The following is a 16,129-nucleotide window of genomic DNA, read 5'->3' as shown; positions in this document are numbered from 1 at the left end:
AGCAGCGAAAACGCCGACCGGTTTGCCCCGGGTATTACCCGGGGGGACCGGTCGGCGTTTCCTTTTGCCCGGTGTTCCGGGACTTCAGCCGTGGCCGGTTGTGGATTGCGTCTAGCCCAGCAGCTTGGGCGCAATCAGCAACACGGTGGGGCAGACCAAAAGCATCAGTGAGCAAAAGACGATCGCCGTGGTCTGGAAAACACTCAGCGGGTTCGGATCATTGAGCAGGCGCTGCAGGCGTCCGGAGGACAATTCTCCGTTCGGCACGGTTTCCAGGTCGCCGCCCGAGCCGCCCTGCTGGGCGGGATCGTGGACCGGGTTGGGGGCCACGGAGGACGCGACGGTCACGATGGCCCGCAACAGGACTGGGCGCTGCACCTTCTGCAGGGCCGTGTCATCGGCCAGCATCTCGGTCAGCTGGCGCACCGCGTCCAACGCCAGGCGCGATGTCGGCAGCCAGGGAAGGGCTTCGTGCCAGGCGGTGAAGGCCAGGATCAGCAGGTCGTGGCGTTGTTCAAGATGCGACCGCTCGTGGGCCAGCACCGCCTGCAGTTCGGTCTCGGAGAGCTGGTCCAGAAGGCCACGGGACAGGACGGTGACCGAGCGGGTCATGCCCGGAACGCAATAGGCAACCGGGACGTCATGGTCCAAAACCAGGGTATTGGGCCGGTCCTCGGCGGGGTTGGTCAACAGCCTCAGCAGCTGGCGATGCTTGGCCCTCTGCCGGGAGATCCGCCAGGCGGCGCGCAGCAGGGTCAGGACCAGATGGGTGGCAAAGAGCAGTGCGGCGCTGAGCGCAAAGAGGTGGACCACCCCGGGGGACGGGGCATCGGGGTCCCCGAGCAGCAAGCGCCATCCCTGGTGCAGGGCACTGAGCAGGTCATCGCCCAGTGGAGTCAGACCCCACACGAGCATGGAGCCGATCATTGACAGCCCACCGGCCAGGGCGATGGCCTGCCACAACAGGACAGCGGCCACCGGGGAGCGGGCTGGCCATTTCGCTTTGGCCAACGCCAACGGCGTTGGCCACGCTAATGCGATGGCCAACGCCGCAAGAAAGTATGAGGTGAGAAGCACTCAGCCCTCTATATCGTGAAGGATTTAGACGGTTTTCGGTGCGTCCAAGATAGCACGAAGTGCCGCCGCTTCGTCGGGGGAAATGCCGCCGATGAAGCGCGCCAGAACAGCTTCGCGGTCCTGGGCGGTTCCCAATGCCTCGTTGAGCAGGTTCACGGTGTGATCCTCGCGGGTCGACGAGGCCGTGTAGCGGTGCGGACGCGTGGAGCGTTCCCGGGCGACGAGGCCCTTCTTTTCCAACCGCGCGAGTACCGTCAGCACAGTGGTGACTGCGAGTTCCTTCGCAGCATCGCCGGGTGCGGCGAGTTCATCGCGCAGATCATTGGCGGTCAGTGGTTCTGCGGAGTCCCACAGAAGTTCCATGACTGAGCGTTCCAGATCGCCAAGGCTGGCCACAGGGCAGTACCTCACTTGCCTACTAGTGCTAAAACGTCCGGCGCCATTAAGCGCCAACGAACGTATCGTGCAGTCCATTCTATAGGGGATTGACCAAATTTTCTACACTTCGTAAAAATCGGGTCTGAGTAGATTATTGTTGCCAAAATCACATTCGGGCATAGTCTCTTGGGCGCACCTTGAGAACTCGGCAAATTTGGCGCTTGACTGTTGCTGGCATCACGCGGTTTGGTCGGTGGCTTGTTTTGCAGGCCACAGGCCGGTTACCCGCGAGTTCTACGTCTTGTCGAAATTGGCCTATCGTGGTGGTGAACGACTTTTCTACGTTCCGTAGAAAATGTGTTTACACTCGAAGGGAAACCGATGGACCCGTTGGAAATTGCGCGGTGGCAATTTGGCATCACCACCGTCTACCACTTCCTGATGGTGCCGCTGACGATCGGGCTGGGGCTGGTCGTAGCGGTGCTGCAAACGGTATGGCTGCGCACCGGCAATGAACAGTGGCTGCGAATGACGAAGTTCTGGGGCAAGCTGTTCCTGATCAACTTCATCATGGGCGTGGCCACCGGTATCGTGCAGGAATTCCAGTTTGGCATGGCCTGGAGCGAGTACAGCCGATTCGTCGGCGACGTCTTCGGGGCACCGCTGGCCATGGAGGCGCTGCTGGCGTTCTTCGTCGAATCCACCTTCCTGGGACTGTGGATCTTTGGCTGGAAGAAACTGCCGGCAAAGCTGCACCTGGCCACGATCTGGGCCGCTTCGCTGGCCAGCATCCTCTCGGCCTACTTCATCCTCGTCGCAAACTCGTGGATGCAGCACCCGGTGGGCACCGAAATCGTTGACGGGCGCGCGGTCATGACCGACGCCTGGGCCGTGTTCACCAACAACACGGCGCTGGTCACCTTCCCGCACACCGTCTTCGGCGCCTTCGCCGTGGCCGGCGGATTCCTGCTGGGCATCTCCTGGTTCCACCTGTACCGTCGCCGCGCGGAGGGCATCGACACGGTGGACGCCAACGGGCGCGTCATCGTCGGGGAAGACCTGAGCAAGGGCCGCAACCGCGACAAGACCGACCACAAGGTATGGCTCTCCTCGCTGCGCATCGGTGCAGTGGTGGCGCTGGTCTCCTTCCTGGGGGTGGCCTTCTCGGGGCACACCCAGGCCCAGCTGATGTTCGAGCAGCAGCCGATGAAGATGGCCGCCGCCGAGGCCGCCTGCCACGACGGCACCGGGTTCTCGGTGCTGACGCTGGGCGATGTCCGCACCCAGGGCAGCACCAGCTGCGATGACGTCACCGCGGTCTTCGAACTGCCCGGTCTGCTTTCCTACCTGGCCAACGGCGACTTTGAAACCCCGGTCAAGGGCGTGAACACGCTGATCCCCGAATACCAGGAAAAGTACGGCACCCACTACCCGGATGAGGAATACCTCGGTCAGTACGCCGGCCAGGAAATCAACTACGTCCCGGTCATGGAGGTCACCTACTGGGGCTTCCGGCTGATGATCACGTTGGGCGGGTTGAGCGCCGTCGCCGCCGCGGTGGCCCTGTGGCTCACCCGCAAGGGGACCGTGCCGCACAACAAGTGGGTCTCCCGGCTGGCCCTGCTGGGCATCGCCGCCCCGTTCGGGGCGAACTCCTTCGGCTGGATCTTCACCGAAATGGGACGTCAGCCCTTCGTGGTGGCGCCGAACCCGCAGATGGGCGGCATTGACCAGGTGTTCATGTACACCGCCGCCGCGGTCTCGCCGACTGTCAGTGCCGGGGAGATGCTCTTCTCCACGATCAGCCTGACGCTGATCTACGCAGTGCTGCTGGTGGTCGAACTCGTGCTGCTCACCCGGTTCATCCGCGGTGGGGTGGCCTCCTCCATGCCCGAACTGAACAACGACGAGCGCAAGGACGAGGACAAGCACGATGATGATGTGCTGTCCTTCGCCTACTAGCGGGAACGGAAACTGACAATGGAATGGCTTCCAACACTATGGTTCGTGGTCATCGCCGTCCTGTGGCTTGGCTACCTCTTCCTTGAGGGCTTCGACCTCGGGGTGGGCATGCTCATGGGGGTGATGGCCCGCAATGAACGCCAGCGCCGGGTCATGCTCAACACCATCGGCCCGGTCTGGGACGGCAACGAGGTCTGGCTGCTGACCGCCGGCGGGGCCACCTTCGCCGCCTTCCCCTACTGGTATGCCTCGCTCTTCTCCGGGCTCTACCTGCCGCTGGTGATCGTGCTGGCCGCACTGATCTTCCGTGCCGTGTCCATTGAATACCGCGGCAAGGCGCACACCGCCACCGCGTTGAGGATGTGGAACCTGGCAATGAGCCTGGGCTCCTTCGTGGCCGCCTTCGGTGTGGGCGCCATGCTGGCGCTGACCACCCTGGGGCTGCCGCTGAATGAAAACGGGGACCGGGTCGGCGGAGCGTTCGCCTGGTTTGGCTGGGAAGCGGTGCTTGGTGGCCTGGCGGTCGTGGGCTACTGCCTGATCCAGGCGCTGGCCTTCCTGCGCCTGAAGACCGATGGGCCGATCCGCGAACGCAGCGGCTCGCTGCTGGTCAGGTGGCTGCCGCTGGGCCTGCTGCCGCTGGTGCTGTGGGCGCTCGCGGTGCTGTTGCGCAACGACTCGATGGGCGCCTGGGCGCTGCTGGGGCTGGCCGCGCTGGCCATGGTGGCCGCCTGGGGCACCGCCCGGTCGGGCCGCGAGGGATTCTCCTTCATCGCCCTGGGGGCGGCCCTGGCGCTGGGGGTCGCGGCGATCTTCACCGCCGCCTTCCCGGTGGTGCTTCCCTCCACGATCGACCCGGCGTTCAACCTGACGGTGATGAACGCCTCCAGCACGCCGTACACGCTGCGGCTGATGAGCATCGTGGCCGCGTTCGGGGTGCCGTTGGTCCTGGCCTACCAGGCCTGGAGTTACTGGGTGTTCCGCAAGCGCATCCACGAAAAGCACATCCCGGAGACCCACCTGATCACCCCCGTGGTCAAGTAACCGTTGATGGCCCAACGCCAAGGAGAGAAGATGGCCGCACCACGCTTCCTGCCCTCAAACCTGCTGCAGCGCCGGCAGCTGGTGTTGCTGACCGTGTGGTCGATCAGCAAGGCCCTGGGGCTGATCCTGCTCGCCTTCGCGTTGGGCACCTGGATCGCCTCCCTGGCCGGCTCCGGTGCGCCGGCCGGCCCGCGGCTGCTGTGGCTGGCCCTGGCCGGCGCGCTGCTGCGGGCCGCTGGCGGCTGGGGGCTGAACGTGTCCTCCCGGCGGATGGGGTTGGGCGCGAAGGAGCGAATGCGCGAACAGCTGGTGGCCAGCACCGCAGCGGTCAGCACCATCGTCCCGGTGGCGTCCAAGAAGTTCTCCGTGCCGGTAACCGCCACCCTGGCGGCGCACGGCATCGACAAGCTCGATGACTACTTCACCAAGTTCATCCCGGCCATGGTCAGCGCACTGGTGCTGCCGCCGCTGCTGGGGATCTATGTCCTGACCGTGGATCTGACCAGCGCCATCGTGCTGCTGATCACCATTCCGCTGGTGCCGCTGTTCATGGCCCTGATCGGCATGCACACCCAGGAGAAGATCCGCGAAAGCCAGGCGGGACTCGACGCGCTGGCCCACCAGCTGTATGAGCTGGCCCTGGGGCTGCCGGCCCTGCTGGGCCTGGGGCGGGCCCGCGCCCAGGGAACTGCGATCGCCCGGTTGGGCCGACGCTACCGCAAGGCCACCATGGAGAACCTGAAGACGGTCTTCCTCTCCAGCTTCTGGCTCGAACTGATCTCCACGCTCTCGGTTGCGGTGGTGGCGGTGTTCATCGGCCTGCGCCTGGTCGGCGGCCACATGGACCTGGCCGCCGGGCTGATCGTGCTGATCCTGGCTCCCGAGGTCTTCGGAACCCTGCGTGAGGTCGGCTCGGCCTACCACGCCGCCGATGACGGGCTGGCCGCCTACCAGCGCTACGAGCAGATGGTGGGGCAGAACCCCGAACCGGCCATCAGCGTCCAACGGCTGCCCCTGGATGCCGGGAACCGCCAGCCGATCCTGGAGCTGGAGGACTTTTCCTTCCGCTACGGCACCGAGGCGCCGCTCTACCGCAACTACACGCTGCGCCTGGAACCGGGCCAGCGCCTGCTGCTGGACGGGGCCAGCGGCACCGGGAAGAGCACCCTGCTCAAGGCCATCGCCGAGGGTGCCAGCGCCAACGCGCTGGACGCCGAGCAGACCAGCGGCCAGCTGCGGCTGCGCGGCGGGTTCGCGCTGATCAGCCAGCACCCGGAATTCAGCCAGGACACCGGCGTACGGCAATTGGCCCTGGATGCGCCCCAGGCCAGTGCCGAACAAATCCAGCGTCTGGCCCACGAGCTGGGGCTGCACACGATGCTGCAGCGGCCCATCGCCGAATACTCCCCGGGCGAACTGCGCCGACTTGAGGTGCTGCGCGCCCTGCTGCGCATCCACAGCGAACCCGGCACCCGGCTGCTGCTGGCCGATGAGCCAACCGCCCACCTGGATGCCCGCAACGCGGCCGCGGTACGCCGGCTGCTGGGCGAACTGCCTGCCGGCTGCGCGGTCCTGGTGGCCAGCCACGACCCGCTGCTGGGCGCCCGCCAGGTGCCCGGCACCGCACCGACGGCCACCACCGCCCCGGTGGATGAGGACGAACCGGCGGCGCTGCCGCAGGCGCCCCGGCCGCCGCGCGGCCAGCAGGCGTCCGGATTCACCCCGGTGCGGGATTTGCTGACCCGTTACACCGGGGCCCGCAAGGCCGTGCTACTGGGGGTGCTGTCGGTGCTCTTCGCCGTGGCCCTCTCCGCGGTCAGCGGCTGGCTGATCGTCAAGGCCAGCTACATGCCCCCGGTGCTGCACCTGATGGTGGCGATCGTGAGCGTGCGCGCCCTGGGCATTGGCCGGGCGGCGCTGCGCTACCTGGAGCAGCTGGCCATCCACGACGCCGTGCTGGGGTACGCGGCCGAGCTGCGGGAAAAGATCTGGAACGCCATGGTGGCCAAGCCCGCCAGCTGGGGCGTTGTCTCCCGTTCCCCGGTGGTGCTGCGCTTCTTCCTGGCCGAGGTCGACGAACTGCGCGACCTGCTGGCCCGGGTGGTCTTCCCGCCCCTGCAGGCCCTGATCGTCTGGCTGCTGGGCACCGTGGTGCTCTTCCTGATCCAGCCGGCCTTCGGGTATGCGGGACTGGGCGCGCTGCTGCTGATGCTCATTGTCATTGTTCCGCTGATCCGCCGCATCGAGGGGCACAGCACCACCGAGCAGCTGGAGCACCGGCTGCAGGTCAACGAACGCGTGCTGGCCATCCTGCGCAACCGGGCCTCGCTGCGGGCCAACGACTCCCTGGGGGAGTTGCTGGCCCGGCTGCGGCGCACCGAGCGGGAAAACACCCGCAAGGCCAGCTGGCACGCCCTGGGCCAGGGCGTCGGGGCGAACCTGATGACCCTGACCGGAGCCGTGCTGGCCACCGCCTGCGTGGCCCTGAGCGAGGTGACGCCCGAACTGACCGCGGTGGCCGCCCTGCTGGCCCTGGCCCTGTCCGAACCCGCCGCCGCCTGCGTCGCCTCGATCCAACAGGCCCGGGCACTGGCCGAACTGCGCCAGACCCTGGCCGACCGTGGGGTGAGCAGCGCACCACAGCAGCAGCTGCCGGAGCCGGAGGAGGATTTCGGGCCGGTCACCGGCTTTGAGCTGCACGAGGTGGCCCTTGGCTACCGTGAGGGTGAACCGGTGCTCCAGGGGCTCAGCGCCCGCATCGCCCCCGGGGACTGGACGGCACTGACCGGCCCCTCCGGCTCGGGCAAATCGACCCTGCTCACCGCCCTGCTGGGGGTGCTGCCCCCGTTGTCCGGGCAAATCCACGCCATCGACACCGCCGGGCAGCTCTCACCGCTGACGGCCCAGGCCCTGGATTCGGTGGCCTGGTGCCCGCAGGAGGCGCACCTGTTCGACTCAACCCTGGCGCGCAACCTGGCGCTGGGCGTGGAGGGGCCGATGCCGCCGGAGTCGCAGATGCTCCAGGTGCTGCAGGCGGTGGGCCTGGGATCCTGGTACGCCCAGCACCCCCAGGGCCTGGAGACCCGCATCGGCAGCGGCGGCCACAGCCTCTCCGGCGGACAGCGCTGCCGCCTGGCCGTGGCCCGGGCCCTGTTGGCGGACAAGCAGGTGGTGCTGCTCGATGAGCCGACCGCCCACCTGGGCCAGGACGAGGGACAGGCGCTGATCGATCAGCTGCGGGCCGCGCTCGCCGGTCGCACCGTGGTGCTCATTACCCATGACGCCCAGCTGGCCGGCGAGTGCGACCACCGGATAGATCTGAGCCAACGGGCCCGGCACGGCCTGACGGTGTAGGCACGCCCGCGCAGCGCGTGCGGGGCGTGGGGAGGCCAAAGGGGCGGGGCACCAGTTCGCCACTGGTTCCCCGCCCCTCATGCATGGTGCTGCTAGTCGTCGCCGAGAATTACCCCGCCATCGGAGAACGGCAAGGTGTCCTCCACCAGTTCGTGCCCGATCTTGGTGGTCTGCGCCGCGTGCTCGGGGCTGGGCAGCGTCTGATCCAGTTCCCGCGCCGAGACCGGGTCCGCGCTTTGCGTGTCGGCCGGCAGCACGCCGCCAAGCAGCGCGATGGACTGCGCCAGCGGCACCCCGGAGCCGTCCCGCTTGCCGAACTCGGTGGGCAGGGCGCGCACCACCCCGGCCGCGGAGCTGGCCCGGGCCGGGCCCGGCCCGGCATAGGCCAGGCTCAGCTTGTCCTCGCCCTTGGTGAAGCGGTGGGCGCGCACCCCGGCGGTGGCCCGCCCCTTGAGCGGGAACTGGTCCAGCTCGGTGAGCTTGACCGACTGCCCGGAGGTGCCCGGCAGCGTCTGGGAGCCGACCGCCACGGTGGCCACCACCGCGGAGGCGTCATTGGCCGGCACCACGCCGAAGTAGATCACGAAGTCCTCCGCCCCCAGCTTGATGCCGGACATGCCCCCGGCGGTGCGGCCCTGGGCGCGCACCGTGGAGGCGGTGAAGCGCAGCAGCTGGGCCTGCGCGGTGATGAAGACCAGCTCGTCCTCATCCTCGGCCACCGCGGCCCCGATCACCTCGTCCTTGCCCTTGAGGGTAATCGCCTCGAACTCGTCACGGTTCAGCGGGTAGTCCGGGTTCACGCGCTTGACCACGCCGTTGCGGGTACCCAGCGCGAAGACGCGGTTCAGCGGGACCAGCGCCACCGCCTTCTCGCCCTTGGGCAACTTCAGGAACTCGCTGACCGACACCCCGCCGGCCAGCTGCGGGAAGCCATGGCCCTCGCCCAGCGCCGGGACGTCGATCATTGACACCCGGATGATCCGCCCGGTGCTGGTCAGTGCGCCGATTTCGCCGCGGGCGCTGGTGGGCACCTCGGAGAGCAGCACATCGTGCTTCACCCGGGAGCCGGCAAAATCCAGCGGCGTGCGGTCGTGGGTGCGCGCGATCTGCCCGGAGGCCGAGAGCAGCGCCCGGCAGGGGCGGTCGGCGACCTCCATAGCCAGGGTGGCCTTCTTGCCGCTGCCCACCGCCTCGGGCAGCACGGTGCCCTTCAGCGGCTTGGTCTCCGCATCCTTGGCCAGCACGGTGCGCCGCGGGGAGGCGAAGGTTTCGGCGGTCTGCTCCAGCTCCCCGGAGACCACCTCACGCAGCCGGGCGTCGGAGCCCAGGATGGCTCGCAGCTCCTCGATCTCCTTGCGCAGCTGCTCGGCCTCGGCCTCCAGCTCGATGCGCGAATACTTGGTCAGCTGGCGCAGGCGCAGCTCCAGGATGTGGTTGGCCTGCGCCTCGGAGAGGTCAAAGACCGTCATCAGCCGTTCGCGGGCCTCATTGGTGGCCTCGGAGGAGCGGATGATCGCGATGACATCGTCAATGTCCACGATGGCGATCAGCAGGCCCTCGACCAGGTGCAGGCGTTCCTCCCGCTTGGCCAGCCGGTGCGAGGTGCGTCGGCGCACCACCTCCAGGCGGTGTTCGACGTACACCTGCAGCAGCTCGCGCAGCCCCAGGGTGCGCGGCTGGCCCTCGACCAGGGTGACGTTGTTGATCCCGAAGGAGTCCTCCATCGGGGTGTACTTGTACAGGCTGGCCAGCACCGCGTTCGGGTTGAAGCCGTTCTTCAGCTCGATGACCAGTTTCAGCCCGTGCTGCCGGTCGGTCAGATCCACCACGTCGGAGATGCCGGCAATCTTCTTGTTGCCCACCCCGTCCTTGATTTTCTGGATGACCTTCTCCGGGCCGACCGTGTAGGGCAGCTCGGTGACCACCAGGGCGGACTTGCGCGCCGAGATCTTCTCCAGCGCCACCTTCGCCCGGGTGCGGAACGCCCCGCGCCCGGTGCGGTAGGCGTCGCGGATCCCGTCCAGGCCCACAATGGTGCCCCCGGAGGGCAGGTCCGGGCCGGGGACGAACTTCATCAGGTCCTCGACCGTGGCCTCGGGGTGCTCGATCAGGTGGCGGGCCGCGGCGATCACCTCGCCCAGGTTGTGCGGGGCCATGTTGGTGGCCATGCCCACCGCGATGCCGGTGGCGCCGTTGACCAGCAGGTTCGGGAAGGCGGCGGGCAGCACCTCGGGCTGGGTGAACTGGTTGTCGTAGTTCGGCACGAAGTTGACCACGTCTTCGTCCAGGTTCGCGGTCATCGCCACCGCGGCCGCGGCCAGCCGGGCCTCGGTGTAGCGCGGGGCGGCCGGCCCGTCATCCAGGGAGCCGAAGTTGCCGTGCCCGTCCACCAGCGCCAGACGCATCGAGAAGTCCTGGGCCAGGCGCACCATCGCGTCATAGATCGCCGCGTCCCCGTGCGGGTGCAGCTTGCCCATCACCTCACCGACCACGCGCGCGCTCTTTACGTGCCCCTTCTCCGGGCGCAGACCCATCTGCGCCATCTGGAACAGGATGCGCCGCTGCACGGGCTTGAGCCCATCACGGGCATCGGGCAGGGCCCGGGAGTAGATCACCGAGTAGGCGTACTCCAGGAAGGAGTTCTCCATCTCGCTGGTGACGTCGATGTCGATGATGTTCTCGACGAAATCCTCGTCAAGGGCCGGAGTGTTCTTGCGAGCCATTGAGCTGTTCGTGCCCCTACCTTCTGGTCGATAAGAAACTGTTCGAATGCAAACAGGCGGACTGCGCGCCGCGGGCGTGGTGCAGGCCGTGGTGCGTGGCATCTGGCCGTGGCCGGTACCGCGCACTATTGTTTAGCTTATGGTGGATCGTAAAGTTTCTGCGGCATATCCGGCACATTGGGAAGCAGATGTTGTGCTGCGCGACGGTTCAACCGCGCACCTGCGGCCCATCACCCCCAAGGATGCCCAGGCGCTGCAGGAGATGCACCGCCAGCAGTCCGAGGCGTCGGTCTACCTGCGCTATTTTACCTACAAGTCCCAGCTGACCCCCAAGGAGCTTGAACGCTTCACCAACGTCGATCACAACTCCCGGGTGGCGTTCGTGGTGCTGCGCGGGGCGAAGGTCATCGGGGTCGGCGGCTATGACCGGCTCGATGACCCCACCGAGGCGGAGGTCGCGTTCAACGTCTCGGACGAGTACCACGGCAGCGGGATCGCCTCCATCCTGCTGGAGCACCTGGCCGCGGCCGGACGCGAAAACGGGATCGAGAAGTTCACCGCAGAGGTGCTGCCGGAGAACCGCAAGATGCTCACCGTCTTCTCCGAGGCCGGCTACGCGGTGGCCCGGCACTTTGAGGACGGGGTGGTGATGCTGGTCTTCCCGATCGACCCGACCGACAAGTCCCGCTCGGTGATGGAGGCCCGCGAGCACCGCGCCGAAGCGAAGTCGGTGGCCGGGCTGCTGGCCCCGGCCTCCGTGGCGGTCATCGGCGCCAGCCGCTCCTGGGGCACCCTGGGCTACGACGTGCTGAACCGGCTGGTGGAATCCGGGTTCACCGGGGCGCTGTACGCGGTGAACGAGCAGGCCTTTGAGATCGGCGGGCTGCCCAGCTACGGGCGGATCACCGAGGTGCCCGGCCCGGTGGACCTGGCCATCATCTGCGTGCCCAAGGAACGGGTGCTGGGGGTCGTGGACGACTGCGCCGCCCACGGGGTCAAGGGCCTGCTGGTGATGACCGCCGGCTACGAATCCGACCAGGGCCTGCGTGAACAGCGCGAACTGATCACCCGGGCGCGGATCAACGGGATGCGGGTCATCGGCCCGGCCTCCCTGGGGCTGCAGAACACCGACCCGGATGTGCAGCTGAACGCCTCGGTCGCCCAGCAGCTGCCGGCCCCGGGCAACATCGGCTTCTTCAGCCAGTCCGCCGCCATGGGGGTGCTGCTGCATGGGGTGCAGGCCCAGCGCGGGCTGGGGCTGAGCTCCGCGATCTCCGCGGGCCTGCGCGCGGACGTGTCCGGCAATGACGCCATGCAGTACTTTGAGGACGATGAGCACACCGCGGTGGTGGCCATGCACCTGGAGTCCTTCGGCAACCCGCGCAAGTTCTCCCGCATCGCCCGGCGCCTGTCCGGCAGCAAACCGGTGATCGTGGCCAAGAGCGATGTCATGGGCCTGCGCCTGCCGCCGGGGCACTCGGTGCGCACCTCCCAGGCCCCGCCGGCGGCGCTGAACGCGGTGCTGGCCCAGGCCGGGGTGATCCGGGTCGGATCGGTGGAGCAGCTGATGGACGTGGCCAGCGTGCTGTGCACCTCACCGGCCCCGGCCGGGCCGAACCTGACGGTGCTCTCCAATTCGCTCACCCTGGCGGAAGTCACCTGCGATGTGGCCGTCAGCCGCACCCTCAGCGCCGCCGCGGACGAGCGCGAACTGGACTTCAGCCTGGGCCAGTCCCGGGCCCTGCCGCTGCTGCGCGAACGGGTGCAGCAGCTGGTGCAGGATGCCACCGTGCATTCGGTGATCATCGCCCTGCTGCCGGTGCCCGGCATCAGCGACAACGCACTGCTGGGGGAGCTGGGCCGCTTCGCCGGCTGCGGCAAACCGGTGCTGGTGGTGCTCTCCGGGCGTTCGGACCGCAGCATCGGCACCGGGGTGCACCACGGGCTGCCGGTGTTCACCTCCCCGGCCGCGGCGGTGCGGGCCCTGGACAAGGCTCACGGCTACCGGCAGTGGCTGAACGTCGAACACGACGCGCTGCCCGAACCGGAGGGCATCGACGCCGACGGGGCAGAGGACTACCTGAAAACCCTCACCGCCCAGATCCCGGGCACCACGCTGCGCGAACTGGACTACGACCAGGCCAGCACGCTGCTGGCCCACTACGGGATCCCGGTGCTGGAATCCCAGGCGGTGAACAGCGCCGATGAGGCGGTCGCGGCCGCGCACCGGCTGGGCTGGCCGGTGGCGTTGAAGGCCGATGACCCCTACCTGCGCCAGCGCCTGGATCTGGGCGGGGTGCGGCTGAACATCACCGACGAACCCACGCTGCGGGCCAACTACGCCCACATGTTCCAGGCCATGGGGCAGTGGGGGGTGCAGGCCCTGGAGGTGCAGTCCATGGCCGAGGCCGGGCAGGCCTGCGTGATCCGGGCGGTGGAGGACCCGCTGCTGGGACCGGTGATCTCCTTCGGGCTCTCCGGGGACCCGGTGAACCTGCTCGATGACTGGGCGCACGGGGTGGCTCCGCTGTCCGTGCAGGACCTGGAGGACCTGATCCACCGTCCACGCAGCAGCGCCCGGCTCTTCGGCTACCAGGGGCTGCCGCAGGTGGACCTGGCGGCGCTGAAGGACCTGCTGAACCGGGTGGCGCTGCTGAAGGACAACCACCCGGAGGTGGCGATCCTGAAGATTTCCCCGGTCACCGTCTCCGAATACGGGCTGAGCGTGTTGGCCGCCGAGGTGCAGGTCGGCAACCCGGAACAGCGCACCGACACCGTGCGCCGGGCACTGCGCGGCTAAGCGGCGCGCGAGCGCGAACCGGGAGGGAGCAGCATGGCCGGCCGTGGTGCCCCGGCTCAGGCCGGGGCGCCGGTGTTGATCAGCACCACCCCGCCGGCGATCAGCACGATCCCCAGCGACATCACCCAGCTCATCGGCTCCTTGAACAGCAGCCAGCTAAGCAGCGCGGTCAGCGCCACCCCGCAGGCGGCCCACACCCCGTAGGCCAGGCCCAGCGGCATGCCCAGCGCCAGGCTGGTGGCCAGCGAAATGAAGGCCACCAGGTAGCTGAACAACATCGGGAGCAGCCAGCGCCGCGAACCGTGGGTGGCCATGCGCAGCGAGAGCGTGCCGCACACCTCGGCGATGACCGCCAGGAGCAGCAGCAGCCAGGCGCTCATGCCCCGGACCTTCCGCGCGGGGCCGGGGCAGTGCCCTGGCCGGCGGCGGCCCGCTGCGAGCCGAACTCGACCAGCAGCACCCCGGCAATGATCAACCCCATCCCCAGCAGCATCACCGGGGTCAGCGGCTCGGTGAAGAGCAGGTGGGAGAACAGCGCGGTCAGCGCCACCCCGCACGCACCCCAGATGCCGTAGGCCGCGCCCAGGGCCATGCCCGCGCGCAGCGTGGCGGCCAGCGCGGCGAAGGCCACAATGTACCCGGCGGCGGTCACCAGGTACAACGCCGGGGCGTCCAGGGCCAGCTTCATGGACAGCGACCCGCTGACCTCGGCGATCACCGCCAGCGCCAGCAGCAGCCAGCGCTTCATCCCGGGCTCGCCTTGTGGCGTGCGCGTGCCCTGGCCCGCGCGATGTGCGCCCCACCGATTTGCTTCATCCTTCGAACCTACCAAACCGGTGGGCGGTGTCGCCCGGTGCCGGAGCCGGCCGCGCGCGCCGCGGCTGTTCGATGTGAGCAGGCTCCCACCGCCCGGCGGGCGGGGCGCACCGGGCGGGCGGCTCATAGGTAAGAGTCGGGTGCACTGGGTAAACTTAAGGCATGAGTTCTCCATCGTATTCGACCACTGCAGCCGCTGAACTGCAGCAGGATCTGGTCCGCGCCGGCTTCTATCCGCAGATGATCCAGGACGTGCTGTCCGAAGCGATGTACACCCGGCCGATCCTGGACCACTATGTCCACCTGGAAACCCATTTCGACCGCACCGAGGTGCACCGCCACATCACCGTGCTGGTGCTCAGCGACAATTCGCTGTTCATCATCCACGTTGATGACCAGCAGCTCGATGACCACGGCCAGCAGGTCGTCGCCCAGGTCTCCACCGAAATGATCTCCCTGAAGCGCATCGCCTCGGTGGCCACCAGCTACGTCTTCCACCAGCCCCAGCACTACCGCAGCGGGGACGCGGTACGGGAATTGACCTTCGGGCTGTCCTGGAACGGCACCACCCGCCTGGACCTGACCCCCGCCGCCTGCGCGGACCCGGAATGCGACGCCGACCACGGGGTGACCGGCACCGCGCAGCCCGAGGACCTGGTGATCCGGGTCAGCGCCGAAGCCGACGGGCAGGACGCGGTCAACAAGGCCCGCAGCTTCGCGGTCCGCCTGCGCCAGGCCACCGACTTCTAGGGCCGGGGTTCATCGTGCCTGACCCGACCCTGCCCGTGCCCGCCACCGCGCTGCCGGCCCCCGCCCCCTACGGCACCCAGACCCTGGCCGAGGTGCTGCCCTCGGCCGCGCACGCGCTGGGTGTGCCGGGATTCCAGAACCCGCTGGGGCTGAAGTCCACCCGCCGGGTCAACGTGGTGATGATCGACGGGCTGGGCTGGAACCAGCTGAAGTCGAACATCGCCCACGCCCCCTTCCTGCGCCGCCTGTTCGACAAGGCGCAGCGCCTGAGCGTCGGCTTCCCCTCGACCACCGCCACCTCGTTGAGCAGCCTGGGCACCGGGCTGGCCCCCGGCGCACACGGCATGCTCGGCTACGACGTGATCGACCCGGAGCGGCGCCGGACGGTGAACCAGCTGGGCGGCTGGCCCGCGGACCTGGACCCGCTGGCCTGGCAGCCGAACCGCACCGTGTTCGAACAGGTCGCCGACGCCGGGGTGCACACCGCCAGCGTCTCGCTGGCCTTGTTCGAGAATTCGGCACTGACCCGGGCGGCCCTGCGCGGGCCCCAGTTCGTCGCCGCCACCTCCCTGGCCGCGCGCAGCCGGGCCACCACCGAGGTCTTCGACGCGCACCGCCACGCGCTGGTCTACACCTACTTCAACGAGCTGGACAAGGCCGGACACAAGTACGGGGTGGATTCGGACCAGTGGCGCCAGACCCTGGAGGAGCTGGACTATACGCTCAAGACCATGGTGTCCCGGCTGCCGGCGCAAACGAGCGTGCTGATCACCGGGGACCACGGCATGGTGGACGTGCCAGCCAGCCAGCGCATTGACTACAGCCGGGAACCGGAACTGATTGAAGGGGTGGAGCTGACCAGCGGGGAGCCGCGCGGGGTGCAGCTGAGCTTCGCCGCCGCCACCAGCGATGCGGTGCGCGCCCGGGTGCGGGAGGCCTGGCAGCGCCGCTACGGCACCAAGGCCTGGGTGCTGACCCGCCAGGAAGCGATCCAGCACGGCCTGTTCGGGCCGATGCGCGACGCGGTGGCCGAACGGCTGGGGGACTTGATGATCCTGGCCGCCGAGTCCATCGCCTTCTACGACGGGCGGCGGGTGAACCCGAAGGCCTTTGAGATGGTGGGGCAGCACGGATCGCTGACCACCGCCGAACGCCTGGTGCCGCTGCTGCAGCTGCACACCGAATAACCCCGGGCCACCCCACCACGGGGGCCAGCAAAGGACGA

General features: G+C 68.3%; 11 protein-coding genes. 6 read left to right on the top strand and 5 right to left on the bottom strand.

Annotated elements, in window-relative coordinates; genetic code table 11:
• Positions 1-111: 111 nt before the first annotated feature.
• Complete coding sequence (locus GcLGCM259_RS09275; RefSeq protein WP_138926440.1) at positions 112-1,077, bottom strand: M56 family metallopeptidase; 966 nt, start codon at positions 1,075-1,077, stop codon at positions 112-114.
• Between the two features lie 24 nt (positions 1,078-1,101).
• Complete coding sequence (locus GcLGCM259_RS09270) at positions 1,102-1,473, bottom strand: BlaI/MecI/CopY family transcriptional regulator (protein ID WP_054820860.1); 372 nt, start codon at positions 1,471-1,473, stop codon at positions 1,102-1,104.
• 363 nt (positions 1,474-1,836) lie between these two features.
• Between GcLGCM259_RS09270 and GcLGCM259_RS09265 the strand changes: the two genes are divergently transcribed.
• The 3 genes from GcLGCM259_RS09265 to cydC are packed head-to-tail and all read left to right on the top strand — an operon-like array spanning position 1,837 to position 7,815.
• Positions 1,837-3,417, top strand: coding sequence for a cytochrome ubiquinol oxidase subunit I (locus GcLGCM259_RS09265; protein WP_138926439.1), 1,581 nt, complete (start codon positions 1,837-1,839; stop codon positions 3,415-3,417).
• An 18-nt stretch (positions 3,418-3,435) separates the two neighbouring features.
• Positions 3,436-4,461: a cytochrome d ubiquinol oxidase subunit II gene (cydB, locus tag GcLGCM259_RS09260; protein WP_138926438.1), complete on the top strand. Its 1,026-nt coding sequence runs from the start codon at positions 3,436-3,438 to the stop codon at positions 4,459-4,461.
• A 30-nt stretch (positions 4,462-4,491) separates the two neighbouring features.
• Positions 4,492-7,815, top strand: a complete 3,324-nt coding sequence (gene cydC, locus GcLGCM259_RS09255; protein WP_175419377.1) for a thiol reductant ABC exporter subunit CydC — start codon at positions 4,492-4,494, stop codon at positions 7,813-7,815.
• A gap of 92 nt (positions 7,816-7,907) precedes the next feature.
• Here cydC and GcLGCM259_RS09250 read toward each other — a convergent pair whose 3' ends face one another.
• The gene (locus GcLGCM259_RS09250) at positions 7,908-10,538 is read right to left on the bottom strand and encodes a DNA gyrase/topoisomerase IV subunit A (protein WP_138926436.1); all 2,631 of its coding nucleotides are present in this window, start codon (positions 10,536-10,538) and stop codon (positions 7,908-7,910) included.
• Positions 10,539-10,677: 139 nt separating this feature from the next.
• Between GcLGCM259_RS09250 and GcLGCM259_RS09245 the strand changes: the two genes are divergently transcribed.
• Positions 10,678-13,338, top strand: coding sequence for a bifunctional acetate--CoA ligase family protein/GNAT family N-acetyltransferase (locus GcLGCM259_RS09245; protein WP_138926435.1), 2,661 nt, complete (start codon positions 10,678-10,680; stop codon positions 13,336-13,338).
• A 56-nt stretch (positions 13,339-13,394) separates the two neighbouring features.
• On the opposite strand, the gene GcLGCM259_RS09240 is transcribed toward GcLGCM259_RS09245, so the two are convergent.
• Both GcLGCM259_RS09240 and GcLGCM259_RS09235 read right to left on the bottom strand, forming a co-directional pair.
• Entirely contained in the window at positions 13,395-13,718 is a 324-nt protein-coding gene (locus tag GcLGCM259_RS09240; protein ID WP_138926434.1) for a DMT family transporter, read from the bottom strand.
• A complete protein-coding gene (locus GcLGCM259_RS09235) occupies positions 13,715-14,086 on the bottom strand; it encodes a DMT family transporter (protein ID WP_138926433.1) in 372 nt (123 codons plus the stop codon). The genes GcLGCM259_RS09240 and GcLGCM259_RS09235 overlap by 4 nt, the downstream gene beginning before the upstream one ends.
• A 230-nt stretch (positions 14,087-14,316) precedes the next feature.
• Between GcLGCM259_RS09235 and GcLGCM259_RS09230 the strand changes: the two genes are divergently transcribed.
• Positions 14,317-14,904 (top strand): DUF5998 family protein, encoded by a 588-nt coding sequence (locus GcLGCM259_RS09230; protein ID WP_138177988.1) that lies wholly within the window; start codon positions 14,317-14,319, stop codon positions 14,902-14,904.
• Positions 14,905-14,918: 14 nt separating this feature from the next.
• Positions 14,919-16,091: an alkaline phosphatase family protein gene (locus GcLGCM259_RS09225; protein WP_138926432.1), complete on the top strand. Its 1,173-nt coding sequence runs from the start codon at positions 14,919-14,921 to the stop codon at positions 16,089-16,091.
• Positions 16,092-16,129 lie beyond the last annotated feature (38 nt).

The organism is Glutamicibacter creatinolyticus, from assembly GCF_006094275.1.
GTDB lineage: Bacteria > Actinomycetota > Actinomycetes > Actinomycetales > Micrococcaceae > Glutamicibacter > Glutamicibacter creatinolyticus.
Note: the sequence above shows the minus strand (reverse complement) of the source record. Positions and strands in the feature narration are given on the sequence as shown.